The sequence below is a fragment of the Marinobacter sp. R17 genome, from assembly GCF_003789045.1.
GTDB classification, from domain to species: domain Bacteria; phylum Pseudomonadota; class Gammaproteobacteria; order Pseudomonadales; family Oleiphilaceae; genus Marinobacter_A; species Marinobacter_A mangrovi.
The window spans coordinates 1-26,805 of sequence record NZ_RHGZ01000022.1 but is presented as its reverse complement, the minus strand read 5'-3'; the positions used below and the strand labels follow the sequence as shown (position 1 = coordinate 26,805).

27 protein-coding genes are annotated in these 26,805 nt (G+C 61.4%); 16 read left to right on the top strand and 11 right to left on the bottom strand.

All coding sequences use genetic code 11. The features are described 5' to 3' along the window. Positions 1–16 precede the first annotated feature (16 nt). Positions 17–562: an isopentenyl-diphosphate Delta-isomerase gene (gene idi, locus EB809_RS15125; protein ID WP_123635669.1), complete on the bottom strand. Its 546-nt coding sequence runs from the start codon at positions 560–562 to the stop codon at positions 17–19. Positions 563–839: 277 nt separating this feature from the next. Here idi and EB809_RS15120 point away from each other — a divergent pair, with 277 nt between their 5' ends. From EB809_RS15120 to EB809_RS15105, 4 genes are all read left to right on the top strand, one after another. Continuing rightward, positions 840–2,123: a DASH family cryptochrome gene (locus EB809_RS15120; RefSeq protein ID WP_123635668.1), complete on the top strand. Its 1,284-nt coding sequence runs from the start codon at positions 840–842 to the stop codon at positions 2,121–2,123. A 229-nt stretch (positions 2,124–2,352) separates the two neighbouring features. Continuing rightward, positions 2,353–2,559, top strand: a complete 207-nt coding sequence (locus EB809_RS15115; protein WP_123635667.1) for a DUF1656 domain-containing protein — start codon at positions 2,353–2,355, stop codon at positions 2,557–2,559. A 3-nt stretch (positions 2,560–2,562) separates the two neighbouring features. Beyond that, positions 2,563–3,426 (top strand): HlyD family secretion protein, encoded by an 864-nt coding sequence (locus EB809_RS15110; protein ID WP_123635666.1) that lies wholly within the window; start codon positions 2,563–2,565, stop codon positions 3,424–3,426. A gap of 10 nt (positions 3,427–3,436) precedes the next feature. Next, complete coding sequence (locus tag EB809_RS15105; protein ID WP_123635665.1) at positions 3,437–5,545, top strand: FUSC family protein; 2,109 nt, start codon at positions 3,437–3,439, stop codon at positions 5,543–5,545. 15 nt (positions 5,546–5,560) lie between these two features. Here EB809_RS15105 and EB809_RS15100 read toward each other — a convergent pair whose 3' ends face one another. Beyond that, complete coding sequence (locus EB809_RS15100; protein WP_123635664.1) at positions 5,561–6,268, bottom strand: lytic transglycosylase domain-containing protein; 708 nt, start codon at positions 6,266–6,268, stop codon at positions 5,561–5,563. A gap of 154 nt (positions 6,269–6,422) precedes the next feature. On the opposite strand from EB809_RS15100, the gene EB809_RS15095 reads away from it, so the two are divergent. Continuing rightward, entirely contained in the window at positions 6,423–7,295 is an 873-nt protein-coding gene (locus EB809_RS15095; protein WP_123635663.1) for an AraC family transcriptional regulator, read from the top strand. Here EB809_RS15095 and EB809_RS15090 read toward each other — a convergent pair. Beyond that, entirely contained in the window at positions 7,257–7,844 is a 588-nt protein-coding gene (locus tag EB809_RS15090; RefSeq protein WP_123635716.1) for a LysE family translocator, read from the bottom strand. The genes EB809_RS15095 and EB809_RS15090 overlap by 39 nt on opposite strands. 248 nt (positions 7,845–8,092) lie before the next feature. Between EB809_RS15090 and EB809_RS15085 the strand changes: the two genes are divergently transcribed. From EB809_RS15085 to EB809_RS15075, 3 genes are all read left to right on the top strand, one after another. Continuing rightward, a complete protein-coding gene (locus EB809_RS15085; RefSeq protein WP_123635662.1) occupies positions 8,093–8,521 on the top strand; it encodes a host attachment protein in 429 nt (142 codons plus the stop codon). A gap of 151 nt (positions 8,522–8,672) precedes the next feature. Continuing rightward, the gene (locus tag EB809_RS15080) at positions 8,673–9,308 is read left to right on the top strand and encodes a DUF1326 domain-containing protein (RefSeq protein ID WP_123635661.1); all 636 of its coding nucleotides are present in this window, start codon (positions 8,673–8,675) and stop codon (positions 9,306–9,308) included. Positions 9,309–9,320: 12 nt separating this feature from the next. Further along, on the top strand, positions 9,321–10,112 hold the full coding sequence (locus EB809_RS15075) for a DUF2182 domain-containing protein (RefSeq protein ID WP_223807989.1): 792 nt from the start codon (positions 9,321–9,323) through the stop codon (positions 10,110–10,112). A gap of 38 nt (positions 10,113–10,150) precedes the next feature. Here the strand turns inward: EB809_RS15075 and nfsA are convergent, their stop codons facing one another. Beyond that, a complete protein-coding gene (gene nfsA, locus EB809_RS15070; protein WP_123635660.1) occupies positions 10,151–10,888 on the bottom strand; it encodes an oxygen-insensitive NADPH nitroreductase in 738 nt (245 codons plus the stop codon). A gap of 328 nt (positions 10,889–11,216) precedes the next feature. Here nfsA and EB809_RS15065 point away from each other — a divergent pair, with 328 nt between their 5' ends. The 3 genes from EB809_RS15065 to EB809_RS15055 all read left to right on the top strand — a co-directional run bounded on the left by EB809_RS15065 (position 11,217) and on the right by EB809_RS15055 (position 13,922). Further along, positions 11,217–13,097: a methyl-accepting chemotaxis protein gene (locus EB809_RS15065; protein ID WP_123635659.1), complete on the top strand. Its 1,881-nt coding sequence runs from the start codon at positions 11,217–11,219 to the stop codon at positions 13,095–13,097. Positions 13,098–13,241: 144 nt separating this feature from the next. Then, a complete protein-coding gene (locus EB809_RS15060) occupies positions 13,242–13,622 on the top strand; it encodes an STAS/SEC14 domain-containing protein (RefSeq protein WP_123635658.1) in 381 nt (126 codons plus the stop codon). Between the two features lie 120 nt (positions 13,623–13,742). Then, positions 13,743–13,922 carry a hypothetical protein gene (locus EB809_RS15055; RefSeq protein WP_123635657.1) on the top strand — a complete coding sequence of 60 codons (180 nt, stop codon included), beginning with the start codon at positions 13,743–13,745 and terminating at the stop codon, positions 13,920–13,922. Here EB809_RS15055 and EB809_RS15050 read toward each other — a convergent pair. The 3 genes from EB809_RS15050 to EB809_RS15040 form a co-directional block, all read right to left on the bottom strand. Continuing rightward, entirely contained in the window at positions 13,910–15,763 is a 1,854-nt protein-coding gene (locus EB809_RS15050) for an ABCB family ABC transporter ATP-binding protein/permease (protein ID WP_123635656.1), read from the bottom strand. The two genes, EB809_RS15055 and EB809_RS15050, sit on opposite strands and share 13 nt — an antisense overlap. Positions 15,764–15,826: 63 nt before the next feature. After that, positions 15,827–16,261: a VOC family protein gene (locus tag EB809_RS15045; RefSeq protein ID WP_123635655.1), complete on the bottom strand. Its 435-nt coding sequence runs from the start codon at positions 16,259–16,261 to the stop codon at positions 15,827–15,829. A gap of 149 nt (positions 16,262–16,410) precedes the next feature. Further along, complete coding sequence (locus EB809_RS15040) at positions 16,411–18,693, bottom strand: CehA/McbA family metallohydrolase (protein WP_123635654.1); 2,283 nt, start codon at positions 18,691–18,693, stop codon at positions 16,411–16,413. A gap of 277 nt (positions 18,694–18,970) precedes the next feature. Between EB809_RS15040 and EB809_RS15035 the strand changes: the two genes are divergently transcribed. The 4 genes from EB809_RS15035 to EB809_RS15020 all read left to right on the top strand — a co-directional run bounded on the left by EB809_RS15035 (position 18,971) and on the right by EB809_RS15020 (position 22,618). Then, complete coding sequence (locus EB809_RS15035; RefSeq protein ID WP_123635653.1) at positions 18,971–20,278, top strand: hypothetical protein; 1,308 nt, start codon at positions 18,971–18,973, stop codon at positions 20,276–20,278. A gap of 175 nt (positions 20,279–20,453) precedes the next feature. Further along, a complete protein-coding gene (locus EB809_RS15030; protein ID WP_123635652.1) occupies positions 20,454–20,849 on the top strand; it encodes an encapsulin-associated ferritin-like protein in 396 nt (131 codons plus the stop codon). Further along, entirely contained in the window at positions 20,846–21,652 is an 807-nt protein-coding gene (locus EB809_RS15025; RefSeq protein WP_123635651.1) for a family 1 encapsulin nanocompartment shell protein, read from the top strand. The genes EB809_RS15030 and EB809_RS15025 overlap by 4 nt, the downstream gene beginning before the upstream one ends. Positions 21,653–21,658: 6 nt before the next feature. Beyond that, on the top strand, positions 21,659–22,618 hold the full coding sequence (locus EB809_RS15020) for an FAD-binding oxidoreductase (RefSeq protein ID WP_123635650.1): 960 nt from the start codon (positions 21,659–21,661) through the stop codon (positions 22,616–22,618). A gap of 100 nt (positions 22,619–22,718) precedes the next feature. Here the strand turns inward: EB809_RS15020 and EB809_RS15015 are convergent, their stop codons facing one another. Together EB809_RS15015 and EB809_RS15010 are read right to left on the bottom strand one after the other, a co-directional pair. Beyond that, positions 22,719–22,961: a hypothetical protein gene (locus tag EB809_RS15015; RefSeq protein ID WP_123635649.1), complete on the bottom strand. Its 243-nt coding sequence runs from the start codon at positions 22,959–22,961 to the stop codon at positions 22,719–22,721. A gap of 124 nt (positions 22,962–23,085) precedes the next feature. Then, on the bottom strand, positions 23,086–23,856 hold the full coding sequence (locus EB809_RS15010) for a type IV toxin-antitoxin system AbiEi family antitoxin (protein WP_123635648.1): 771 nt from the start codon (positions 23,854–23,856) through the stop codon (positions 23,086–23,088). A 191-nt stretch (positions 23,857–24,047) separates the two neighbouring features. Here EB809_RS15010 and EB809_RS15005 point away from each other — a divergent pair, with 191 nt between their 5' ends. Next, on the top strand, positions 24,048–25,028 hold the full coding sequence (locus tag EB809_RS15005) for a transposase (RefSeq protein WP_123635647.1): 981 nt from the start codon (positions 24,048–24,050) through the stop codon (positions 25,026–25,028). 578 nt (positions 25,029–25,606) lie between these two features. On the opposite strand, the gene EB809_RS15000 is transcribed toward EB809_RS15005, so the two are convergent. Beyond that, positions 25,607–25,957 (bottom strand): hypothetical protein, encoded by a 351-nt coding sequence (locus EB809_RS15000; RefSeq protein WP_123635646.1) that lies wholly within the window; start codon positions 25,955–25,957, stop codon positions 25,607–25,609. A gap of 91 nt (positions 25,958–26,048) precedes the next feature. Beyond that, a complete protein-coding gene (locus EB809_RS14995; protein WP_123635645.1) occupies positions 26,049–26,501 on the bottom strand; it encodes a DUF6714 family protein in 453 nt (150 codons plus the stop codon). Positions 26,502–26,805: the final 304 nt, after the last annotated feature.

Below are 26,805 nucleotides of genomic sequence, written 5' to 3'. Positions count from 1 at the left end.
ACCTGCAGACGGGACACTAGGACCAGGACGCCGTGATGCCCGCCGCTTGCATCTGCTTCAGTTGAGCCACCATCCAGGGGCTGAAGGCCCAGGGCGTGGCGGCGACCGCCGTCAGCAGATCCCTCGGACGAACCCACTGATGATCCATCACCTCGCTGGGCCGACGGTTCAGATCGCTGATGCAGCGGGCGGAAAAGACCGGGCAAAACTCATTTTCGACGATGCCGGAGGCGTCCCGGGCCCGGTACTGGAAGTCCGGCAGCAGGATCTTGACGTCACGAATCTCGGCGCCCAGCTCGTACCGGCAGCGCCGTTTTACGGCATCGGCGGGCGCCTCGTCGGGCAGCGGATGACCACAGGCCGAATTCGTCCAGACGCCGGGCCAGGCCACTTTATTCAGGGCTCGCCGGGTCAGTAAGAGCTCACCCTCGTCGTTGAACAGATAGCAGGAAAAGGCGAGATGCAGCGGTGTTTGCGTCGTATGGATCGTCGTCTTGTCTGCGGTTCCGATCGGGCGGTGCTGGCTGTCCAGCAACACCACCTGTTCGTCGTTGTCGTTCATTCATGCTCCAGAATCGTATTCTTCCCGGATGATCGGGCCCTGTTTCTCCGACGTGGTTGGTCATCCGGTCCCGCTACCATAACCGGCCTGTCTCCCGGAGGGTATGGGGGCTTGCCACAGGCTGATTACTCGGCTCCATGGCGGTCATTGAAAACCGGCCGTGTCGAACACACCGGCCGTCCCCCTATACTGGCCGCACGTATCCGGCAGGAACGGCCATCCGGTGGCGGCTGAGGTACGTAATCAGACAAACCACTCCGCTGTTCGGGATAACGTTGTGCAGACCCTTTACTGGTTTACCCGCGATCTTCGCCTTCACGACAATGCGGCCCTGCTTGCGGCGTCCAGGTCCGGCACGTTGCTGTGTGTCTACGTGGTGGATCCGCGCTGGTTCACTCCTTCCCGATGGGGCTGCCGGCCAATGGGTGATCATCGGTGGCGTTTCCTGTGGCAGAGCCTGATGGCCCTGGAGCGCAACCTGCGGCCTTTGGGGCAGCGTCTTCACATCGCCTTTGGTGCTCCGGAACAGGTTATCCCCGAGCTGGCGGCGTCTCATGGCATCGAGCAGGTGATTCGTTCACGCCAGCCGGGGACCGAGGAGGCCGACCAGTGGGCGTCCATCCAGGCCGCCCTGCCGGATGCGTTGTGCCGGGAGTTCGAGACCCTGGGATTATTGACGGAAGGGACATTGCCCATGGCGCTGGCGGATTTGCCCGCCACCTTCTCCCGGTTCCGCAAACAGGTGGAAGCGGCCGGTGCCCAGCATAGCGATATCCTGCGCATTCGTACCCTCTCTGCCTTGCCGCCACCGCCGGGATTTGCCCGTGATAACCGGGGTGATTGCCCGCCCATTGTCGAGCCGCAGTATGCCACGCCGTTCACCGGCGGCGAGTCGGCAGGGCTCGACCGTCTCCAGCACTTCACCTTCGGCATCCACGGCATTGAACGCTACAAGGAAACCCGCAACGCGCTGGACGACTGGGACGCGTCCTCGAAGTTCTCGCCCTGGCTGGCCAACGGCTGCGTGTCGGCCCGGGAGGTGGCGGAAACCATCCGGGAGTACGAGCAGGTGCATACCCGCAATGAATCCACCTACTGGCTCTGGTTCGAGCTGCTCTGGCGTGATTATTTCCACTGGTACGCCCTGAAGCACGGGGCCGACCTGTTTCACCGGGACGGCCCACAGCGCCAGCAGCGGCCTTCTGAATTCGATGCGGAACGGTTTGCGGACTGGTGTGGCGGCAACACGGTCTATCCGCTGGTCAATGCGGCCATGAACCAGTTACGTGAGACCGGCTACATCAGCAATCGGGCACGCCAGCTGGTGGCCAGTTGTTACGTGAACGAGTTGGGCCTCGACTGGCGTTACGGGGCGGCTTGGTTCGAGCAACAGTTGATCGACTACGACGTGGCGAGCAATTACGGCAACTGGCAGTACCTGGCCGGTGTGGGCGCCGATCCCCGGGGATTGAGACGTTTCAATCTTGATAAGCAGGCGGCGCAGTACGATCCCGACGGGGAGTATGTGGCCTGCTGGGCAAACACGGCAGGCGACGCGTGACTGGCCTGCCGGGAGGACATAATAGACCCGGTCGATGGCGGAGATCACGGACCGCCCCGCTCAAGCGATAGCTGGTATTTCAAGGTGTTAGCGGCCAGAATGTGGGAGCAGACGTGTCCGGTCCCCGGGAGGCGTCTGGGTTGACTATCCTTCCAGGGGAGTCCCTGCCGCCGAAAACGCGGTGCAGGGGGTGATTCTTTCTTCCGGCCAGCAAGGAGACCAGGGGCCCATGCTGCACGAACTGGGTTTTGGCGGAATGCTGTTCAGTCCGCTGGTGGTGTTTGCGCCCATTGCGTTTGCGCTGACGCTGCTCGCCCGTCTGGTTCTTCACCAGTTGGACCTGCGCCGACTGATCTGGAAGGAAGCGTGGTTCGACGTCGGGCTTTTTGTCTGCTTCCTGGCGGCGGTTGTCTTTCTGTACGGAAAATGGACCTGACACATGGGAAAGCTGTTACGTGTAGGGACGACCCTGCTGGTGGTCGCGGTTGCAATCGCTGCCGGCACCTGGGTCTGGAACCACTATCTGTATTCACCCTGGACGCGCGACGGCCGGATTCGCGCGGACGTCATCACCATCGCCCCGGACGTGTCCGGCTGGGTCACCGACCTGGCGGTCCGTAATCACCAGACGGTGAAGAAAGGCGATGTCCTCTTCCACATCGACGACACCCGCTACAAGGCCGCCATCACCGAGGCCAAGGCCAAGGTGGAGCAGCAGCGGATCGCCTGGGAACTGGCCAAGCACCAGTACAAGCGTCGCCAGCAGCTGTCCGGTCGCCAGGCCATCAGCGAAGAGGATCTGGACACCTACCGCATCAACACGGAGTCGGCCAAGGCGGCCTACACCCTGGCCCAGGCCCAGCTCTATGCGGCTCAGATCGACCTGAATCGGACCGAAGTGGTGGCGCCGGAGGACGGCACCATCAGCAACCTGACCCTGCGCGAAGGCAACTACGTGACCCGCGGCAATGCGGTGCTGTCGCTGATTAAATCGGGATCGTTCTACGTGACCGGTTATTTCGAGGAGACCAAGCTTCAGCTGGTGCACGACGGCCAGAAGGCGCGGATCCGGCTGATGGGCGGTGACGAGACCCTGACCGGCACCGTCAGCAGCATCTCGAAAGGCATTGCCGACAGCAACACCAGCAGCAATAACCAGATGCTCCCGCAGGTGCAGCAGGCCTTCAACTGGGTGCGGCTGGCCCAGCGGATTCCGGTGGACATCGCCCTCGATCCGGTGCCGGAGGATGTGCACATCAGTGCCGGCATGACGGTGTCTATCTACCTCGGCGACGAGGAGTAAGAGCTCCATCATGGCGCTTCACCCGGTTCTCGCCCAGTTGCTGATGCCGGAGCGGCGTGCGGTCATCTTCGCCCTCAAAGGGGTGATCTCGATGGCCCTGGCGCTGTTTGTGTCCATGTACCTGCAACTGGACCGGCCCTACTGGGCGCTGGTGTCAGCGGTGTTCCTGCAGATTCGCCCCGAGAGCGGCCTGGTGATCGAGAAGGCCATCTGCCAGATCGTCGGGTCGGCGGTAGGCGGCGGGGTGGGCATCCTGATCCTGGCGTTCCTGTCCGACTACCCGGTGCTGGCACTGGGGTGCCTGACGTTGTGGATCGGGCTCAATTCCGCAGCGGCGTCCATGGTCCACAGCACCAATTACATCTACGCCTTTGCCATGGCCGGTATGACCGCGGGGCTGGTGGTGATCCTGGTCATGGCCAATGCCAGTGCTGCCGACAGTCAGGCGGTGTTCTCCATTGCCCAGGCCCGCATCAGCGAAATTACCGTGGGTGCCATCTGCGCCATGCTGGTCAGCCAACTGTTGTGGCCGGTAAAGGTGAAGGACAGCCTGCGCGCCCAGGCCCGCTCGGCCATCAACGGTACGCTGGAATACATCACGGTCGAGCTGGATCCCGAAAGCTCCCACGAACAGCGCCACCAGCACGCCGACCAGATCCTGGAAACGCTGGTGGCGGTGAACGACGACTCCAGTGCGGTCGCGTACGAAGGCCCGGAAGGCCCCGGGCGGGGCAGGGCGGCCAGCCTGCTGTGCAACCGGATCCTGTCGCTGGTGGCCGTCACGCAGATTATCGGGCGTTTTCGGCGGAATCATGCGGACCTGGTGTCGCCGGCGTTTGCCGAGTTGCTGGCCCTCATGCGCAAGCGGCTCAAACAGATTGCCGACACCGACAGCTACGAAGAGGGCTATCGACTCGCTCAACAACTCCGACGCCAACTGAAACAGCTGCGCGACCAGCAGGAAGGCGAAGAGGCCATTGTTTCCCGGCTCAGCCAGACGTCGCTGGAAATGGTCGGGGATCTGGTGGTCGTGCTGCGCGCCTACAATGCCCTGGAAAACCGCGACCAGACGCTGCTCAATGCGCCTCGGCTGAAAACCCACCGGGATCCGCTGGTGGGTGCGGTCAACGGCTTCCGGACCGCAGCGGTGTTCCTGATCGGGGCCGTTGTCTGGGTCCAGACCGCCAGTCAGGCGGCCATCATGCTGATGATCATGCCCGTGGTGTTTTCGGTGATGTTTTCGCGGTTCTCGCTGGTAGCGCTGTCCTTCATCCTGCAACGGGTGCTGATCGGCGCCATGGTGGCGATTCCCGTGGCGCTGCTGTTCGGGCTGGGGCTGTTGTCCCGGAGCAGTGGCGATTTCGAGATTCTGGTGCTGGTCCTCGCCGGGCCGTATTTCGTGGGCCTGCTGGTGCTGGCCAATCGGCCGACGCTGCCTTACGGACTGGGCTTCTGCATCCCGTTCACCATCATTACCCAACCCAGCAACAACATGACGTTCCATGCCGATACGGCGGTCAGCACCGCGCTGGGGCTGTTCGTGGGGATCAGCGTGCTGTACTGGGTCTTCAAGCTCATCTCGCCGCCGGACAGCCAACTGCTGCAGCGGCGCCTGATCCACGCCACCGCACGGGATCTGCTGGACATCGACCAGCACGACCATCCCGAGAACTGGTTCAACGGCCGGATGGGCGAGCGCCTGTTGCGGATCGCCAATTTCGACCAGGGCACCGGCACCAGCGACCGCTATATGACCGACCTGGGCTTTACCGGCCTCAACCTGGGGCATGTTTCCATCCGCCTGCGGCGACTGATCCAGAGTCATCGCTCCGCATCGGTCGACCTCCGCCTGAGAGAATGGCAGAAGGCCCTGTCGACCGCTTACCTGAAGAGCTCGAAAGGCCTGCTTTACCCCGAATTCCGGGATGCCAGTGCCAGCCTGCTGCACGCGGTCGAAGAGGCCGGTGAGCCCAACCAGCAGACGGCCATCATTGAGGGTATGTTCGAGCGCCTGGCCCTGACGTTTGAGCGCACCGCCCGTACGGTGGCGGAGGCGACCGGAAAGCCGCTGCCGCAATCGGCAGCGGGGCAGGGAGCCGCCGGGACTGCCGGTGGTTGAAGTATTCCGCGCGGGTCACTGGCTGGCGGCGTACCGGTCCCGCAGGATTCCGACCCGCTTCACGTAGGCCTGGGTTTCGGCGTAGGGCGGAATACCGTCGTAGCGGGTGACAGCACCCGGGCCGGCGTTGTAGGCCGCCGTCGCCAGTCGCACGTCGCCATTGAATCGCTTGAGCATTTCCGCCAGGTAGTGGACCCCGCCGCGAATGTTGTCGGCCGCGGCCAGGGCGTTGCCCACGCCCAGTTCCTGGGCCGTGGCCGGCATCAGTTGCATCAAACCCTGGGCGCCGCGAGGCGAGATCGCATCGGGCCGGAAGGCCGACTCGGCGTGGATCACGGCGCGCACCAGCGACGGGTCGACGCCGTAGGTCGTCGCGGCCTGGCGGATTTCCGAGCGATACGGCGAACGGTACAGCGGTGTGGTGTGCCAGTCGACCGTGGAATTCGGGTCGCAGGCGTAGCAGTAGAAGTGGATCACATGGACGTCGGCGTTCTGCGGCCGTTCCTCGGTGTAGGCCACCACGCCGTTTTCGTCCTTGTAGCGGTAGACCACCTGGTCGCCGGAGGAGGCACGACGGTCATTGCCGCCGCTTTTGACGTTGGTGAACTCCACTGACCCGTCCGGATGGACGATGCGCTTGATGCTGTCCGCCCGAAGGGGCGCAGCGATCACCAGCAGCAGGGCAGCCAGCGTGGCCATAGCGATGTGAATGTCGCGTCTCATTATCCGACGTTCTTATGGGTCCAGCAGGGTTTCAGCGAAAGCATACATTGACGACATGATAGCGCGTTGAGCGCACAGGGAAATCCTCCCCTTTGTCGTAGATGTGTTACGTTTTGAATTCAGGTGTCGGTGGACGCCCGGAAAGGACACCCGCATGAACCCGAAAAAGACCGCCCAACCCGTTTTCTGGCGCGATGACCGCATGCCCCATGTGGAGCTGCGCTGTGTCGAGGATGGCCGCATGGTGTGCTACGCGCCGCACTCCCACGCCCAGTGGTCGATGGGCGCGATCACCGGTGGCCAGAGCACTTTCGATTACGCCAATCGCCTGGAGGCGATCACCGAGGGCACCCTGGTGTTCATGAACCCGGAATGGGTGCACGCTTGCAACCCGATTGCCGATCAGCCCTGGGCCTACCTGATGCTCTATGTGGACAAGGACTGGCTGGCCGCGTTGCGCCACGAACTGGGATTGCTGGCGTCACCGATCTGGGACGATCTGGACGCATCGACGTCGCGCGATCCGGCCCTGTATGACGGCTACCGGGCCATGGCCGCGTGCCTGTTGCAGCCTGAGGCGACACTGCTGGAAAAGCAGTCACGGGTGGTCGATCTGCTGTCTGACGTCATGCTGGCCCTGGCGGAAACTTCGTCCGCCACCGCGGATCGGCTTGCCACACCGCCGGAGCGGCTGCAGGCGGTTGCGGCCTACATTGACGAGCATTGCGCCGACGAGATCACCCTGGAGCAGCTCTGTGAGCGGGCCGGCTGCACGGCCGGGCACCTGATCCGTTCGTTCCGACAGCACTTCGGCCTCACGCCGCATGCCTACCAGATCAACCAGCGCATTCGGCTCGGCCAGCAGGCCCTCAAGGCGGGGCAGCCAATCGCCGATGCGGCGCTGGCAGCCGGTTTTTCCGACCAGCCGCATTTCCAGCGGGTGTTCAAGCGCCTGGTCGCCGCGACACCCCGCCAGTATGTCACCACGTCAGTCCAGCATCAGGATCAGGCAGCTGCCCGCAAGTAGCGCCGCCAGGCTGCGATTGATGGTTTGTAGCACCTTTGGCTGTCGCACATGCTGGCGCAGGAAACGGCCGGCACAGACCCAGCTTCCCAAGGACAACCAGCAAATCGGCAGGTAGAGGCCGGCGAACAACAGCAGCTCGCCGGTTGCCGAACCGTTGGTGTAGGCGCTGATTCCCGAGGCGGACGCCAGCCAGGCCTTGGGGTTGAGCCACTGCATGGCCGCGCCAGTCCAGAAGCCGGGCGGCTGCGCTTCCTCCGTCTCCGGCAACTGGCCGTTGTCCCGCGCCAGTCGATAGCTCAGGTACAGCAGGAAAGCGATACCGGCCCAGGTCAGTCCTTCACTCAGACCCGGATAACGCAGCAACAGCGAGTGCAGGCCGGCGCCGACCGCCAGGAACAGCGCAATAAAGCCGAGTGTGGCCCCGGTCACAAAGATCAGGCCACGGTGCAGGCGATAGCGCATGCCGCTGCTCAGGCAGACGATGTTGACCGGTCCCGGCGAAATGGAAGCGGCCAGGGCGAAGGCGGACATGGGCAGGATCAGTGACAGGTTCATCGTGTTCTCCGGATCAGACAGGCCTGCAGTGTGACCGCCCACAACGCCCGCGTATTGAACGAAATTGATGTGTGAGGTCGGACTTAAGATGGCGGCCACATGACCGTCTCGTCAGGCGAGGCAACGGGCCCTTTAAGCCGGTAGCGTCGATGCGGTAGGGTCAGAGTGAGCAGTGGGCTGTGCCCGCCGCACGGGCATGGCTGTCATGACATTCACGGCCAACGGTTTGCCGAGGAGGCTTTATGGAAAAGACCTGGATTGTCGTCGCGGACAGTGCCCATGCCCGCATCCTCGCCACGACACAGCGCAATAACGTGCTGGCGGAAATCACCAGCCTTGAGCACGAAGACAGCCGCCTGAAGGAGCAGGAGCTGGTCACTGATAAACCCGGCCGCACCAATGATCGGATGGGGCAGGCTCAGCACCCGATGGAAGAACCCGATTACCGGGCCCAGGAGCAGAAAGCCTTTGCCAGCAATATCGTCGAAACCCTGGAAGAAGGTCGCCAGCAGGGGCGGTTTGACCACCTGGCGCTGGTCGCGGCTCCGGATTTTCTGGGCCTCCTGCGCCAGTCGTTGAGCAAGCCGCTGAGCCGCATGGTCAGCGAAAGCGTGGACAAAAATCTGGTGGACAAGGACGAGGAAACCATCCGCCGGCAGGTGTTCCATTGAATCGGGCCGGATCGGGGATAATCACCTGATCTATCACTGAATGGCTTGCTGCGTATTCGTCTAAGCCGGGAGCCGACAAAGCTGGCTCCCGGTGCTTTCGTGCGTTTAATCTTGTTGCAGAGGCGGGCGTTACCCAAAAGGAGTAACGGCTATGGACAAGACCGATTGGCGAATACGCGGTTTTGAGTTCATAAACTGCAACTGCGATTTCGGCTGCCCCTGTCAGTTCAACGGGCGGCCCACCCAGGGTGACTGCCAGGCCTTCGGCGCCTTCCACATCGAGGACGGTCACTTTGGCGACACCCGGCTGGATGATCTGAACTTCGCGGTCACCTTCAAATGGCCCGGCGCGATCCACGAAGGCAACGGCGACGCCCAGGCCTTTATCGATGAACGCGCCAGCCAGGCCCAGCGCGACGGTTTGATGGCCATTCTCTCGGGCGAGACGTCCGAACCCGGCGCGACCTTCTTCAACGTCTTTGCCAGCACCCTGACCCACATGCACGATCCCGTGTTTTGTCGCATCGATATCGACGGTGACGTCGATGCCCGCAAGGCTACCGTGCGCGTGGGGGATATGATCGAGGCGGAAGGTCAGCCCATTATCAATCCGATCACCGGCCAGGAACACCGGGCGCGCATCGACCTGCCCAACGGCTTTGAGTACGCGGTGGCCGAAGTGGCCAGCGGACACACTTCGGCGCGGGCGGCGATTCCGCTGGAGCTGGATGCCAGCCACAGTCACTTTTCCCGGCTGGATATCGGTCCTGCTGGTGTGTTCCGGTAAGCGGAGGCGGTCATGAGTACGCTCCGGACGGAGCCGGCGACATTGTCGCATCGGCTGGACTGGATGTCCGTGTTGACGTTGGCTGCGCTGGCCGCGGTGGTCGTGCTGTCCTGGTGGTATCTGGTCGACATGGCGACGGGTATGGAAGTCGGTATGGCCATGGGCGGAATGATGACCTTCCATCCCTGGACGCCGGCATACGCCGTGGCCATGGGCCTGATGTGGTCCATCATGATGATGGCGATGATGCTGCCCAGTGCGACCCCCATGATTCTCCTGTACCGGCGGGTGGCCCTGCACAATCGACTGCCGGACATCGGGCTGGGAACCCTGCTGTTCGCGGCCGGGTACGTCCTGATCTGGCTGATCTTCAGCATCGCCGCCACGGCATTGCAGTGGGCTCTGGAGCAGTGGGCGATCCTGTCACCCATGATGCGCAGCCAGAGCGGACTCTTCAGCGGGATGGTTCTGGTCATTGCCGGTTTGTATCAGTGGTCCCCGTGGAAAAAAGCCTGCCTGGCGCACTGTCGTGGGCCAGCCGCATTCGTGATCCATCACTGGCGGTCGGGATCGTCCGGCGCCCTGCACATGGGCGTCACGCACGGCGCCTACTGCGTCGGCTGTTGTTGGGCGCTGATGGCACTGCTGTTCGTGGGCGGGGTGATGGACCTGCTGGTGATCGCCGGCCTGGCCGTGTTGGTCCTGCTGGAGAAAGTGCTGCCCGGCGGTGACTGGCTGGCCAGGGGCGCGGGGGCACTGGCAGTCCTGGTTGGCGGCTGGCTGTTGCTGGGAAACTTGGCCTGAGGCAACGGCGAAGGCCGTTGCCTGTCTGATTGTGAGTCTTACTTCAGACCAAAGCCCTTGCCCCGAAGGAAGTCCTGCATATGGGGGCGCAGTTTCGCGGTGAACAGCGGCTTGAGCTGCTCCGACCAGGTGGTGTCCTTGGTGCCGCCGGTGCGGTTGCGGTAGTAGCCCCGCATGGTTTCGTCGAAGCCGGCAACCAGATCCTCGTCGCCTGCGTCCTGGTAGGTGTCTTCCTTGAGGATCGACGCCAGGGGCAGGCGCGGTTTGACCTCCGGGTCCTGATCCGGATAGCCCAGGCACATCCCGAATACCGGATACACATTTTCCGGCAAATCCAGCAACTCGCTCACCTCGGCCGGATTGTTGCGGATGCCTCCGATGTAGCACAGCCCGAGTCCCGCCGATTCCGCCGCAATGGCAATGTTTTGCGCCATCAGTGCGGTGTCGATGCTCGCCACCAGCAATTGCTCCGTCATCCCCCGGATCACATCGGCCCCGGCCCGCGCCGCCGCTTCAGTGGGGCGCTTCATATCCGCGCAGAACACCAGGAAATCGGAACTGTCGTGAACATAGGCCTGGCCCCCCGCCAATTCGGCCAGCTTGGCGCGTTTTTCCGGATTCACGACGTGGATGATGGTGTAGGCCTGAACATGGTTGGACGTGGCGGCACTCTGGCCGGCCCGGATGCAGGCTTCAAACAGGTCGCGCGGAATACGCTCGCCGGTGAACTTGCGGATCGAACGGTGGGATTGTAGGAGTTCAATGGTTGGATTCATGGGACCTCTTGGTGTTTGGCGTTCATCAAAAGCCGGCCGGGTAACGGGGTTCACTGGCGTTCGTGTTGATCCGGGCAAAGTCGGAACTGAAGTAATGCCTGGGCCGGCCGATAGGAAACTAAACGGTTTTATCATGGATGGTGGCGCGAGTTACAAAAATCAAATGCAAATCTTTTGAATTGAATTGTTAAATCGATCACAACTCTGTTGACCTGAATCCGGCGGTGCTCTGTACTGAGCCACCGATTAAGTCCCTGGAAAACGGCCGGGTGGCTGCTGGCCCGCGGATTTTTTCAGCGTCGACCCAAAACAAAAACGGAGAATACCGGTGAATCTCAGTCTGTCGTGGCGCCAGAAATTCCTGGCCCTGATTGTTGTTACCCCCCTTGGTTTTCTGGCGGTTGGCGCGGCCATCTACTGGGGGATTACCTCGGTGTCGTCGTCCTACCGAATGACCTACGAACTGGTCAGCTACCAGAACCAGGCCAGTGAGCTGCTCACTGACTGGAACTCGATCGAAAAGAACCTGGCCTCCTTCAAGGAAGGCGAGCAGACCGCCGCCAGGCAGCAGCTGGAAGCGTTCGAAGCCGATGCAAAGGCACTCCGGGACAGCGCCGGAGAACTGGGAGACGATGACATCGTCAGCGCCGCCGAGCAGATCGTCGGTGCGGCGGACACCTACGTGGCGCAGCGTCGTGACTGGATCGACAACGTCTCGGATCTTGGCCTCAACGACGAGACCGGCCTGCGCAAGGGGCTTTCCGAAGCCTACGCCGGCCTCAAGGATCTGCAGCTCAGCTTGTTCGATGAGAGCATTGCCGAAGTCTCGCGGACACAGAAGGGCTATTTCGCGGACCGCGATGTGTCCTTTGCCAAGCCTGCCGAGCATGCGGTCAAGGGGCTGGAGTTGATGGTCAAGCAGTATGACTGGCAGGAAAGCGTCGTGGGCAAGACGGTCGCAGCATACCGTAAGGCCTTCGACAAGGCAGCGGCCAGGATGAAGGCGATTGCCGCCATGGACACCGCCGCCATCGCCGCAGGCAACAAGCTGCAGAAGGCGATCCATACCCAGAACGAAGCGCTCCAGACCGGCCCGATTGCCGCGGCGATTGAACAGGCCTCTTCTGCTGAGTCGTCGGCCAAAACAGTCAGCCTCGGTGCCCTGGTGATCTTCGCGCCGATTCTGGTGCTGATCCTGTTCATCATTTCCCGCACCCTGGTCAATCGGCTGCAGGGCGTGATGGAAATGCTGCAGCGGGTGTCGGACGGCGATCTGACCCGCAAACTCGATGTCGGCCGTAACGACAAGGACGAATTCAACCGGCTGGCCACCGCCACCAACCAGATGATCGACAACATCAACCGGTTGATGCGGGACTCCATCGAGAGCACCAACAACCTGATCGAAGTCCGCGGCGAGCTGGACAAGAGCATGGAGCGCCTGGCGAGAAACAGCGAGGCGGTGGAATCCCAGACCGTCCAGGCCGCCACCGCAAGCCAGCAGATTTCCGTGACACTGACCGACGTAGCCGAGCGCACCTCCCAGGTGGGCGTGTCCACCCAGAAAGCCAACGAATCTGCCCAGTCCGGCGCGCGTGTTGTGGACGAGAGCGTCAACGCCATGCAGCGTCTATCCAACCTGATCCAGGACACCCATAGTGGCGTGCAGAGCCTGAACCAGTCCTGCACCAAGGTCACCGGTATCATCGACGTGATCAATGGGCTGGCGGAACAGACCAACCTGCTGGCCCTGAACGCCGCCATCGAAGCGGCCCGGGCCGGTGAAGCCGGTCGCGGCTTCTCGGTGGTGGCCGACGAAGTCCGCACCCTGGCCAGCAAGACGGTGGAAGCGACCGACAACATCACCCGCATCATCGACGAGCTCAACAAGCAGACCGCCAACATGGACTCGCTCACCCAGCACGGCCTCAAGCTGGCCCGGGAAAGCGAGGAAAGCGCCGGTCAGATCGCTGGTGCCATGGGCACGGTCACGGAGTCGATCCAGACGCTGAATGCGGAAATGGATCAGGTGGTGGTCGCCGTGGAGGAGATCTCCACCACCACCGACGACATCGCCCAGAAGATGGAAGAGATTCGTCAGCAGAGCAGCGAAACCCAGGCCATCGGCAGCGAGCTGGGCACCCAGAACCAGCGCCTGTCGGAATACGCCGACCGGCTGTCCTCGAGCACCCGCCGCTTTACCGTCTGAAGCGAACCGGACCGGCGGGCCTGAAGGCCTGGCCGGTCCGGCCATCCCACCAGAACCTGTCCTGAATCAAGGCGCACTTTTCCGTCTCCTGTCAGTCTGAATATCAGATCGCTCTTTCATTCGTGACGGCAGGAGAACACATCGATGGATATGAAACGACACGGCCTGGCCATTGGCATCGATCGGGTGGGGGACCAGTTTTTCCTGTCCTTCAAGGCCCAGGGAAAACTGACCCACGAGGATTATCAGACCATCACACCCATGATCGATTCGGCCCTGGCGGCGGTGGAGAAACCCCACGTCAAAGCGCTGTTCGACGCCACCGAACTGGAAGGCTGGGAGCTGCGCGCGGCCTGGGACGACTTCAACCTGGGCCTGAAACACGGCAACCAGTTCGACAAGATTGCGGTGTTTGGCGACAAGCGCTGGCGGGATCACCTGGCCAAGATCGCCGCCTGGTTTATTTCCGGGGATCTGAAATTCTTCCACACCGAAGAAGAGGCCATTGCCTGGCTGAACGAGTAAGCCGGGTCAACCTGGCGCCTTCGGAAGCCTTTACCCTTGTGGGGCGGCGTGTTGGAATGGATCGGGCAGGGCAACGTTTGTGCCCGATCCTGACCGTCCCGAATACGGGAGACCGTTTTCATGACCAACCTGCTGATTATCCTGGCGGTGCTGTTTGGCGCGCTGTTCGTCCTGGTGCCGCTGGTGGAGAAGTACGCGCCGCGCAGTGACGGGCGCGATTTCAGCCGCATCCGGCGGTGGATCTTCCCGCTGATGGCGCTGCTCATCGTCGCCCAGATGCTGCGCTACTACTTCGGTTGAGACCGGTTGGGCGCCGGGCCGGCCGCTTCCATCGATGCGGACGGGCGGTCCGTCTCCGTATCCTCATGCTGCTGGTGCCAGAGCCGACTGTAGAGTCCACCGGCCCGGATCAGCGACGCGTGAGTCCCCGTCTCGACAATCTCCCCCTGATCCATCACCAGGATGGTGTCCGCGTCGCGGATGGTCGACAGGCGATGGGCGATCACCAGCGTGGTGCGGCTGCGGCTGACCTCATCCAGGGCGCCGAGAATCGCCTGTTCCGAGAGTGAATCCAGTGACGACGTGGCTTCGTCAAGGATCAGCAGCGGCGGATCCTTCAGGATCACCCGGGCGATGGCCACCCGCTGTTTCTCGCCGCCGGACAGCTTGAGGCCCCGTTCGCCGACCCGGGTGTCGTAACCGTCCGGCAGGCTCTCGATGAACCGGTCCAGGTGCGCCAGCCGGGCCGCGCGGTAGACGTCGTCCCGATCGGCGCCGGGGCGACCGTAAGCGAGATTGCTGTAGAGCGTGTCGTTGAACAGTACCGTGTCCTGCGGCACCACGCCGATGGCCCGGCGCAGGCTGTCCTGGGTGACGTGGCGAATGTCCTGGCCGTTAATCGTGATAGCGCCGCTGTCCACATCGAAAAAGCGGAACAGCAGGCGCGCCAGGGTCGACTTGCCGGCACCGCTGGCACCCACCACCGCGACGCGATGGCCCGCGGGAATCGTGAAATCGATGTCCCGCAGGATCGGCCGGTCCGGGCGGTAGGCGAAGCCCACGTGTTCGAAGCGAACCTCCGCGCCATCGGGCGCCAGCGGTTGGGCATCCGGCGCGTCGGTGACCGTCGGCGTCTGCTCCAGCAGACCGAACAGACGCTCCACGTTGACTAGCGCCTGACGAATCTCCCGGTACACAAACCCCAGCGCGTTGAGGGGAATAAACAGCTGGATCAGGTAGGCGTTGACCATCGTGAAATCGCCCAACGTCATGGCGCCGCTGGCCACATCGCCGACGGCCATCCCCATGATCACGATCAGCGCCACGCCGATAATCAGGGCCTGTCCGGCGTTGAGGGTGGCCAGGGATAACCGGTTCTTGAGCCGGGCCTGTTCCCAGGCTTCCAGATCCTCGTCGTAGGTCCGTGCCTCGAACGTCTCGTTGTTGAAGTACTTGACCGTTTCGTAGTTGAGCAAGCTGTCGATGGCGCGGGCGTTGGAGGCGTTGTCCCGGGCGTTGGACTCCCGCACGAAGCCGGTGCGCCACTCGGTTACCTTGATGGAAAACACCACGTAGACCACCACGGCAATGATGATGGCGACCACGTAGGCCGGTCGGAACGCCACCAACAGGATGCCCGCCACCATCACAATCTCCAGGATGGTCGGCACGATGTTGAACAGGGTGAAGCGCAGCAGGAAGCTGATCCCGCTGCTGCCTCGCTCCATGTCCCGGGCCAGGCCGCCGGTCTTGCGGTCCAGGTGGAAGGCCAGTTCCCGGGCGTGCAGGTGTTCGAACACTTTCAGGGACACCCGGCGCATGGCGCGCTCCGCCACCCGGGCAAACACCGCATCGCGCACCTCGTTGAACAGGGTGCCGCCGAAGCGCAGCAGGCCGTAGCCGATCACCAGCATCACCGGAATCCACAGCACCGTATTGCCCGAGCGGCTGGCATCCAGGTAATCGACGATGTATTTCAGGGCAATCGGCGTGGCCACCGTCGCCAGCTTGGCGATTACCAGGCAGCCGGCGGCCAGGATCACCCGGCCCCGGAACTCCATCAGGTAGGGCCAGAGACTGGCGATCACACGCCAGTCGGGCTTGTGGTTCGCGGGGTAGTCGTTATCGGAATAGGTGCGCAAAAGAGCGGGATCCTGTGATCGGGCGTGGTCGTGTGGTCAAGCGTGTCCCGTCAGGATACGGCATCAACGGGCAAACAGTTCGCTGTCGATGTCCCGGAAGCCCTTGAACTCCAGCGCGTTGCCGCTGGGATCGGAGAAGAACAGCGTGCCCTGTTCGCCGGGTTGGCCCTGGAAGCGGACGTAGGGCTCGATGATGAAACGGTCGATCACCTGACGCGTCTGCTCCGCAAACCGCTCCCAGTCCTCGAACGTCAGCACCACACCGAAATGCGGCACCGGCACGCCGTGGCCGTCGACGGGATTGGCGATCGCCTGCACGCTGCCGTCCTTGCCCAAGGCCGGGTTCAGATGGGTCACCACCTGATGGCCAAAGACATTGAAGTCGATCCAGTGGTCCGAGCTGCGGCCTTCCGGGAAGCCGAGTTTCCCGCCGTAGAACTCACGGGCTTCGGCGATATCCCGGACCTGGATGGCCAGGTGAAACGGCGTCAGTGGCATGGGGACCTCCCTGAAAGCATGGACGGAGCTTTCAGGTTAGGTGTGCGGCGGGGGCTTGGCAATGGGCGATGGGGTGATATCGGCTGCGGGGAAGGACCGCAGGTTGAACACTGGGGCGCGCGATGCGCCCCAGCGTTGGCCGGTTTCGATCAGCTCTCTTCCGCCGGTGCCGGGCGGTGCTCCATGGCATCGATCCAGATCGGGTTGGAGAACGCCTTCTTGCCGTCGGCGTCCTCGACCACCACCGCGTAGAAGGTATCCTCGTCCACGGTGATGTCAAACTCGGCGCGGCCCTGGGTCGGGCTGTCGTCGAAGGTCTGCTCGTCCACGACCTGGCCGCCCTGGCCAATCAGTTGAATGGATTTCAGGCCGTTGGCCGCTTCCAGATCAAACCCGAGCGTGGTGGATTCCCCCTGCTTGAAGGTGAGGTCATCGCCGAAGGCGTGATCCGGGTAGATCAGCGGGCCGAAGCTCACGAACGCGTGGCCGTCTCGCAGGGCCGCGACAAAGTTCTGGGCGTCCACCGCACCCGGCACCTGGGCATACGCCCGCACGGCACCGGAACGGTGCTGCCAGACGTCATGCACATCGGACCCGGCGCTCAGGTAAATCCGCTCGCCGTGGCTCCAGTGATCCCAGGCCTTGTGCAGGGTCTTTTCGTATTCGCCCTCGATGTTGATTTCCATCAGGTCGAACCGCGGGAAGTAGCCGCCGGTGGCGGTGCCGTTCTCCACGTTGGTGTAGTAGCCGTACTTGATGTACGGGTGGTTCATCTGGATCGCTTCCGCGCCCAGGGCTTCCCGCTGACCCACGATGTCCTGGATGGAGGCGGTGCCGGAGTTGATGCGGTAGTCCGCGTCCGGATCGATGGGGTAGGGGTTGAAGTGCCCCCAGGATGCGGAAATCTCGATGGACGGGATGAACGGCACGTCACGGCTGGCGGCCAGCTTTGCGGCCTCGTGCAGGTTGCGCGTGGTGTCGTGATCCAGCAACAGCATCAGGTCCAGCCCGGCGGACAGCTCCGAGCGGATGACGTATTCCGGCGGTGTGAAGCCGTCCAGTACATCGGAATGATGATGCATGTCCGCCGAATACCAGTGACGGTCGTTCGGTGCGGTGGTCTGGGTGACGGTGACGGCCTGATCGGTGGTTTCGCCCGAATCGACATGAACCTTCACGTTGGTCGGCTGGCTCAGGAAGTTTTCGCCATACGCCACTTCAAACACGTAGTCGCCCGGCGCGATGGGGATTTCCCGCTGACCCACCCGCTTGAGATCGGTGAAGTAGGTTTCCTTGCCGAGGAAGCCAACCAGTGGTTTCTGGCCTTCCTTGATCTTCAGGAGCGCGTCCCGCGGCTCGCCGGTCTGGGCATCCGTGACGTTGAAGTGGACGGTGCCGGGGGCTTTAACGCCGTCAAAGTCGACGGTCTGTTGGCCGTCGGCCGTCACCATGACATCGACCGGCGCGCTGTCCGCGTAGCTGCGTGCGGTGGCGTAGAGCTGGTATTCGCCGGTGGGCAGTTGCAGGTCGTAGTGGCCATCGTGGCCCATCGCCCAGGTGTAGGGCTTGCCGTTTTTCTCGACCACGACGACGGGATCGGCCACCGTGTCGCCATCGGCGGTTTCCACCTCGCCGGACACCTCGCCGGCGGCCACGCCCTTGCGCTGGATTGCCGATTCCACCGCCCGCGCGATGCTGCCGTCCGGCAGGACCTGAACCCAGCCCTCGAAGGTCCGGGACTCGCCGGGTGCCAGATCGTGTTTCTTGTAGAGGTCGCGGGCGTCGTAGTCGATGTAGTTCATGTACGGCGCGTGCAGCACGAAGCCCCAGTCCTCGTCATAGGCGGCGGACCAGTCGGCGAAGGCCGCGTCCGTGGGGCCTTCCTCGGTGCCGTGCATGCCCGCCGGTCCGAACAGGTGCCCGCCGTCCGGCCACATGACATACCCGGAGAGGATGTCTTTGTAGGCCTTGTCGCTGTCGTTGAGCATCTCGGTGACGACGTGGATCTGATCGGCACCGGCTTCGAGGGTGTAGGTGGTGGTCAGTTCCACGCCTTCCCAGTCCCGCTGGACTTTCACGACGCCGCGCTCCGGGCCGTTCTCCACGATGGTGAAATCCTGGTGCGTGGTGGGCCAGCTGGACCAGTTGTTGGGGATAAAGTCGATCAGCGAGACCTTGTCCCGCGCCGGCTTGCCGTCGTGAACCGGTGCGGCGTCGATAATACCGCCGGGCGCCACGCCCCAGGGCGGTGCCGAGTCGACGGCAATGGAGGCGACCAGATGGTCGTTACGCAGCTGGATGTCTTGCGCGGCTTTGGCGTCACCGTTCCTGAGCGGCGTCGGTCCGCGCTCGACCGAGACATCGGCCAGGGCGTGCCCCGTGGCCAGGGTAAGGCCCAGAGTCAGGGCCGTGGTCTTGATTGCATTAGGCATGGAATCTCCTTCTAGCCAGTCTGAATGCGTCTTTTCGAGAGCGTCTTATCCTTTTGTAGGAGTCGGGATCAGAAGCAGGGTACGGGGCATTGAACGGGCGTTCAATGTTGACAGATGCAAAATTGAATGATTGTTCAATGCGCTTTTTTCCGGAGGCAACGGCCGGAAGCGCAACCCGTATCCCGTTCACGGTACTCGCATAATTGCGCATACCGAGGGGTGCTTAGCTTGCTTACAATGGCCCTTCATTTTACCTGAGGCTCCCTAAGGACCCGCCATGTCGCCACGTCTACGATCTATTCTCGCCTACCTGGCTTTGCTGGCCGCTGTCCTGGCATTCCTGCCCGGCGCCACCTATGTCGGCGCGGTTGCCGTGGCCATCGTCGTCATCCTGGGCTGGGGGGAGATGCGCCGGGTGCCGCAGGGCGTGTTCCTGGTGGCGTGTGCCGGACTGGTCTATGCGCTGGTGGCGGATCAAGCGCTGGTGGGCGACGCGATCGCCAACGTCACGCGGCTGGCGGGCCTGATTCTGGCGGTCATGCTGTTGTCCACGGTGCTGGGGCGCTCCCGCGACCTGCAGCGGATTTCCGTCAGCCTGTTCGACGGCCGGCCAACGGGCCGCTATCTCAGCCTGGCGTTCGGTACCGCCCTGGTGTCGATCCCGCTGAACTTCGGATCGGTCGCCGTGGTGGGCAGCCTGGTGGGCGAGCGGATTCGTGGCGACGGCGATTCCCCGGCCACCCGCAACGCGACCCGGGCCGTCTTGCGGGGCTTCGGCACGTCGCCGGCGTTCTCGCCGCTGTCGATTTCCGTGGTGCTCACCCTGACGCTGTTGCCGGGGCTGAAAAGCGCCTCCCTGATGGCCGTGGCCATTCCCTTTGCGGTGGTGATGATTTTCCTGGGGCTGATCTGGCGCGAACCGGAACCGGCCAGTCAGCCGCTCAGCCGCAACCAACCCGCCGGCGCTGGCAGCTGGCTTCGATTTGGCGGCCTGATCCTGGGCATCTGCGCGGGCGTTTTCGGGCTCAGTCATGGGCTGGGCGTCAGCTACGCCCACGCGGTGACCCTGAGTTGTCTGGCCGTCGTGCTGGGCGCACGGGTACAGGCCTGGCTGCGCGATGAACACCCGCCGATCGCCCCGATGGACCGGGTCAGCAACGAGCTGGCCATTGTCGGTGGTTCGGCGTTTATTGGTGCCATCATCAGCGGCGTGGTGCTGGGACACATTCACGGCAGTGCCCAACTGCCGGACTGGGGCTGGCCGGTGCTGGCGGCCTGCGTGCCCTGGATCTATTTCGTGGCAGGCCTGATGGGCGTTAACCCGATCGTGATCGGAACGCTCACCGGCGGCATCCTCGGCTCGATCTGGCCGCACGAGGCGTTGCTGGGGCTGGCGGTCGCCATGGTCTCCGGCTGGTCCATCACGGCCTTCGGAACACCGTTCGCGGCCAACGCCCTGATCATGGAGCGCCTGACCGGCTACCGCGCCAACGACGCCTCGTTGAAGTGGAGTCTCGAAGTCTCCGGCGTTGGGCTGACGCTGGGCAGCCTGCTGGGCGTCGGTCTCACCCTGGCGCTGCTGTAAGGCGGCGTCCGGGCTTTCCCTGTTCGTTCTCTTCCTCGATTTCCCCCTCCCGGTCCGGGCGATAAGTCGCCTGCGTCACCTTGTAATCTGCGTTCAGTGCCATAAGGTCTTGAATAAGAGCTAAGCTGATGACAGTCATCCACTTTTGTTGAGGATCCTCACAAAGGAGATTGCAATGGCCGGAGCGAGTGAGAGTTACCATGAACCCATGGAGATGTTGTCCGAGAAGACCAAGGACATGCATCGGGCCCTGGTGTCAGTCCAGGAAGAGCTGGAAGCCGTCGACTGGTACCAGCAGCGGGCCGACGCCAGCGGCGACGAGGAGTTGAAAGGCCTGCTCCTGCACAACATGCGGGAAGAGATCGAGCACGCCTGCATGGTGCTGGAATGGCTGCGCCGCAACAGCCCGGATTTTGCCAAGCAGATGGACATCTACCTGTACACCGACAAGCCCATCCTGGAAGCCGAGGAAGGGGAGTCGGACCTGGCGGAAACCCCGGTCGGTAACGGGGATCGCCGGGCACTCAGCAATTTCACCATTGGCAAGATGAAGGGGGAGTCCAAGGCATGAACTACCTCAACCGGGACAATGCATCATTCTCCAAGGAGATTTGGGAACAGATCGACGCCACGGCCGTGAATGCGGCGCGGGAAATCCTTACTGGCCGTCGCTTCCTGGAAGTGGATGGCCCCTACGGCGTCGGCCTGACCGCCATCGAAGTGGGCGAAGAAGGCTACTGCCGGCAACCGGCGCCGGATGAAGCCGGGGCCGTGCTCAGCCGCTCCGTCGCCATCCCGATGCTGCGCAAGAGCTTCGGCCTCAGCGTGCGCCGCATCCAGGGTTACGAAGCCATGGGCCAGCCGCTGGACCTGCGCTCGGTGGAAGACGCCGCCGAAGCCGTCGCCCGGCGCGAGGAAGAGTTCATCTACTACGGCCAGCCGGACTTCGGTCTGGAAGGCCTGATGACCGCCAAAGGCCGCAACGAGGTGAAGTCCGCCGACTGGACGAAGGTCGAGCAGGCACTCAACGACGTGCTGTCGGCCGTCGACGAGCTGGACAAAAAAGGCTTCCATGGGCCTTACGCCCTGGCGCTGCCCCCGAGCTGGTACAACCAGCTGTTCCGCCGCTACGAAGGCAGCGACATGCTTCAGCTCGAGCACCTCAAGCGTCTGTGCGAACTGGGCGTGTTCAAGGCGGAAATCGAGGGCGCCGTGCTGGTGGATGCGCGGGTTGGGCGCATCATCATCGGCCAGGACCTGATGACCGGCTACTCGTCCAACGACGGTATCCATCACCAGATGTTCACCAGCGAGAGCTTGGTGCTGCGGGTGGAGGAGCCGGGCGCGATCTGCACGCTGGTCCGGAAGAAGTAAACCGCCATGGCCAGCCCGTCCGACATCCGCCGGGCCCGGCAGCTCGCCCAGGCCACACTGGAGGATCTGGACAGCCTGGACGCGTTCCGCCGGAACAGTGGGGATGCGGGGTTGCAGTCGATGCTGTCCCGCATCCATCAACGCCGCTGGGCGCAGTCGTCCCGTTTGCTGGAATGGGCCGGGCGCCAGATGGGCGGCGTGGTGCCGGAGATCTCCGCCGATCAAGGCGAAGCCGCTTCCGGTACGACCGAAACCCCATCGGTGGAAAGCCCGGCCCATCCCGCCGTCGGCGACATCGTGACCGTGACCGACGATCTGGTGCGCTTCACCGTCCCGCGCCCGACGGACTTCCGCTTCGTGCCCGGTCAGTCGGTCAAGGTGGGCGTAGGCGACGTGCGGCGCAGCTTCTCGATCGTCTCCGCGCCCCACGAACCCCAACTGGAATTCTTCGTGGAGCTTGTCCCGGGCGGGCGAATGTCCGAACAGATGCGGAACCTGACGATCGGCCAACCCGTCGACCTGGGCCAACCCAAAGGCGGATTACGCTTCGACAGCCGGTTCGCCAATCACCTCATGATCTCCACCGTCACCGGCATCAACCCCTTCATCAGCATCCTGCGGAATGCGTTCCAGAAGACCGATCCCGGACACCGCTTCCACGTCCTGCAAGGCACCAGCTATCAGGACGAATTCGGCTACGACGACGAGCTGACCCAACTGGCCACGGCCCACCCGGATCGGGTGTGCTACCTGGCCACTGTTAGTCGGCCGGATGAAAACCGTAATGCCGGCTGGTCGGGCTGCACGGGCAGGGTGGATTCGCTAGCGGAAGATTACATTCGGGAGGCTGGATTGCATCCGGAGGACACGCTGGTGTATCTGTGTGGCCACTCCGGGATGATTGATGCGTTGACGCCGCGTTGTCGGGAGATGGGGTTTGAGGTTCGTACCGAGAGTTATGATTAACTAAGAGTCTGTCTCGCCCGGAAACCGGCACAAAACTATTTTGCGGACTGACAGCCACCAAGATAAGTCTGTCCCGGTTTTCCTTTCGTTACTGCACTCACTAACGAAGAATTCCCCTCACACCGGCGATAAACAATACAAGACCACCAATACAGATAGAGCTGATCATGGCTACAGCTGGTAGCCCATGCGCGCTGATTCCATACTTTGACGAGTTGAACGTAATTTCCTCACCAAGCATCCCTTTGAGAAGTTCATAGCCGAATGCTGCGAAAGCCGCGAACCCGATGAGCGCAGAAAGTAGATGGCCTAATTTTCCTGATTCGTCGTCTTTGTCACTCATTTTTACGACCTAACACCCGCAGCAGGAGCACTTTTGCAGGATAGGGGAGGGGGGAATGTGTCCCTGTGACTGCGTTAGTCACGAAAATAAATTCGTCCCGGTTTTCACGTTTTATAGGCTTCGTTCATAGGTGCGCCTCCAGTTCCCTTGGCACGGTGATCTGGTATTTGGAGACATAAACGCCGTTAGGCACGATAGCGCGCTTGCCTGATCCGAGATCCACCTTGTCCAGATTGAGATAGTCCAGCCACTGATGACCGGCTTTTGCGGCCATATAAAGGAACAGCCGCTTGACCTTGACCGAACGACAGCTCTCCAGCAGTTTTTGAACGCTGGCCGGACGCAGGTTATTTAGTCCTTCCATCAGCTCGTAGATCTCAACAAGCGGCTGGGATTTAGGCGCCATATACAAGCATTCCATCACCGCTCTGGCTGGCGATGATATTTTGACCGTGAAGCTCTTATGCTCATGGTCCACCATCCCCAGCTCAGGGGGCAGGAATGAGCTCAGCCTGCAATCAACGCTTAACCCCCAATCGTGCTTTTTAAACCAAAGCGGGAGGCTCTCGCCGGCACTACCAAAGAGCTGGGCTTTTTTAGCCGATAGCTCCAGATAGTGTGATTTGCCTTGCAGGGCGAGGGCTGTCTTGCCTGCCGGATGCACTGACAGGCCAAGCTGGGTTTGCAGGGCGTAGACTCCGCCCAGATAGTCCAGCTGATCGCCGCAGCGCACGAGAGCACCAGTGCCGATAGAGTCAAACCACTGGCTTTTACGATACTGCTTTTGCAGTTCCAGACTATAGCCCTGCTCAGCCAGCCATGCGGATAAGAGCACGATACCTCTGGGCTGCGTGCTTAAAAGCTTGTTTAATTTTGAGGCTCTAACGGTATTCATACTGCCAATTTAAAGTAAATTTTAAACATCGGCAACGAGTAGGTTTATTTTTTATTCTATGAAGGTATTTTTAATACATTAAAATCACTATTTTTAAACTGATTCGGCCAGAACCTCTACCACAACCATGGTCTGGCCGAACGACATCTGATACTGTTCGTTCACACAGTGTATAAGGAAAGGATCTGCCAATGCCCCGGGCAAGGAACGCCCAGGTCGCTGTCGAAGCGACACCGTACTATCACTGCGTCAGCCGTTGTGTCCGCCGCGCCTTCCTCTGCGGCCAGGATCCGCTGACGGGGCAGGATTTCTCCCACCGTAGAGCCTGGATTGAATCTCGACTATTGAAGCTGGCGACCGTATTCGCCCTGGACGTCTGCGCGTATGCCGTTATGAGTAACCATGTCCATGTGGTCCTGCACATCAACCAGGCGGAAGCGGAGCAGTGGTCATTGAGGACAACGATCGAGCGGTGGCACCAGTTGTTCAAGGGGACTCTCTTCAGCCAACGCTACTTGCGGGGCGAACCCTTGCGCGCCATCGAGCAGCGCAAACTGGAAGAGCAGGCGGAGACCTGGCGGGCACGGTTGCACGACATCAGTTGGTTCATGCGCTGCCTGAATGAAGATATTGCCCGGCGGGCCAACCTTGAGGACGGCTGTACCGGCCGGTTCTGGGAGGGCCGCTTCAAGTCACAGGCCTTGCTGGACGAGCAGGCCCTTGCTGCCTGCCTGGCGTACGTCGATCTCAATCCGATACGGGCCGGCATCGCCAGGGCACCGGAGGCAAGCGAGTTCACCTCCGTCAGAGCCCGGGTGCGACAGTACCTTCGAGAGGCTCACCGTCAGCCCAGGGGGCTGTTCCCGTTTGCCGGTTACCCCCGAAAAGACATGCCGACCGGTTTGCCCTTCCGGCTAGAGGACTACCTGGAGTTGGTGGACTGGACCGGCCGCCAGCTTCGAGACGACAAGAAAGGCCATATTCCCGAGGCGCTACCTCCAATCCTCCAACGTCTCGCCATAGACCCTCAACACTGGCTTTACATGAGTCGCCGGTTTGAGAGCCGCTTCAAGGGGCTGGTCGGCACAGCCTTCAGCCTGAAGGCTGCCTGCCAGCAATTCGGTTACCGACGGACCGTTGGGCTTGGCAGTTGCCAAGTGCTGTTGGGATAGCGACCGTTTAACCGTTCCCACTTTGCTTGATGATGTCTGCCCTCTTTGAGGGGAGACTGGATAGCTTTTGTCTAAAAAACGATCTTTGCCGATTTAGCGACCCGTTGGTGACTGTTTGGCGCTGATTGGTTGATTTTTTAGGCCAGTTAGAGTGGATGAGGCTGGGGCTATTGTTCGAGTGGAGTGATAGTGCTGGATTTTGGGGTGGGTGTCCTCTATTTAGTTGTTGGGGGTGGGTGTCCAATTTAGTTGACCCTTGCAATCGGCGGAGAAGGTTACCGCTATTGATCGACGAAAGAGTCTCGGCGTGAACGAACAGCAACTTCACATCGCCGGGCCAACCTGGCCCGCCCCCGGAAATCGCATCCCAGAAAGCGGAGACGTTTCTACCGAAGAATTCCGCACCTTCAGGACGCACTATTTCCACGTATAACTGCCAGAAATCGCTCTCATCTCTGACATTCTGGCAATCGATGACTATGGTATCCATACACACCTAACGCTGATGGTAACCGGCGCCGGAGCGCAGCGGAGGGAACCAAAAGCGCCACGCTTTTGGCGTCCGGTTGACCGCCTGGTTATGGCCTCGCATGCTTGGTCACCGTATGAATTACATATTTTCCGCAAACCAAGCAAATGACGAGAATTAGCAATATTTGGATAGCGAAGTTCGCGCCGAAATACCACCAGTACTCGTCAGTTACCTCTTTCTTCGCTGCGACCAAGCGGTCGCCAAATTCCGGATCCCGCATCAACGCGTTGGCTTCTTCTCGGGAAAGATCTGATATTGACCTGCCATCCAATGCCAATTCAGCAGTCTCTTTGGTTACGTGCTCTGCCAGTGCCTTGCCAAAAGAACCGCCGAGTGCGCTGACAAGGACTGCCAGTATGAGGCTGGCAAAAATGGATAGATAAACCTTCGTTTTCACTCGACTTCCTTGTAGCCATAACGCTGAGCTTTGGGGCTGACGGTGCGCAGCACCGGCAGTCCGCAACAGTGACTTGTTAAGTTTTTAATAGTTACCGGTACAACGCCCCCGGCCCCCAATATTCTTCTAGTGCGACTATAGCTTGGTCTTGCCACACAGATTCCTCCGAAAAAGCGAGCTTTTCGAGTACCGACACCACTACGCTCTGCTCACCCGAAGAAAGTGAGCCAAATCGAGGTGGCTGTCGGTCGGGAGGTCTGAGATTAGATAGAAAATGATCAACTGCATTAGAGTTTGGGTCGCTAACTTTCTGAATCGCATAACCCAGCAGATAAGGCAGGTAATAGCGCCAAGAGATAGCGTCCAGATATGTGATGCCCCAGAAGTAAGTTTCTAGATAATCTGGCGAAAGCTTATCGATAGATGGCTCATACGCAGGCACCTCTCTGTGTTCGTCGAGAGCATCGCCTCCCCTGAGCGAAATTGGCGGCTCTGATGGAAGATTTTTGAACTGCGCTACGAAACTTGTATCGATGCCATCCATAGAACTTAACGCCTGCAGCATGCGCGCCCATGGAATGGAGCCAAAGGCGCAATGTAATGGGCGTCGCCGTGCCTGCACTGGTTAGGCACTGGCCGCACGCTGTTCAATAATCCCTAGGAATTTTTCAACGTCGCCAGAGTAGGTTGATAGATTGCAGACAGGTATCCCGTCGATGCCGTGAGGTGGACCCCATCAGTTGGACAGCTTGAAGGTGCGGTTAAGCTCTGATCCAGTTTTATTCCCGGTTCAAGCTGCCAGGGTCATGGGTTGTTGGTAGTACACCTCATCCGGTGTTTGGTAATCA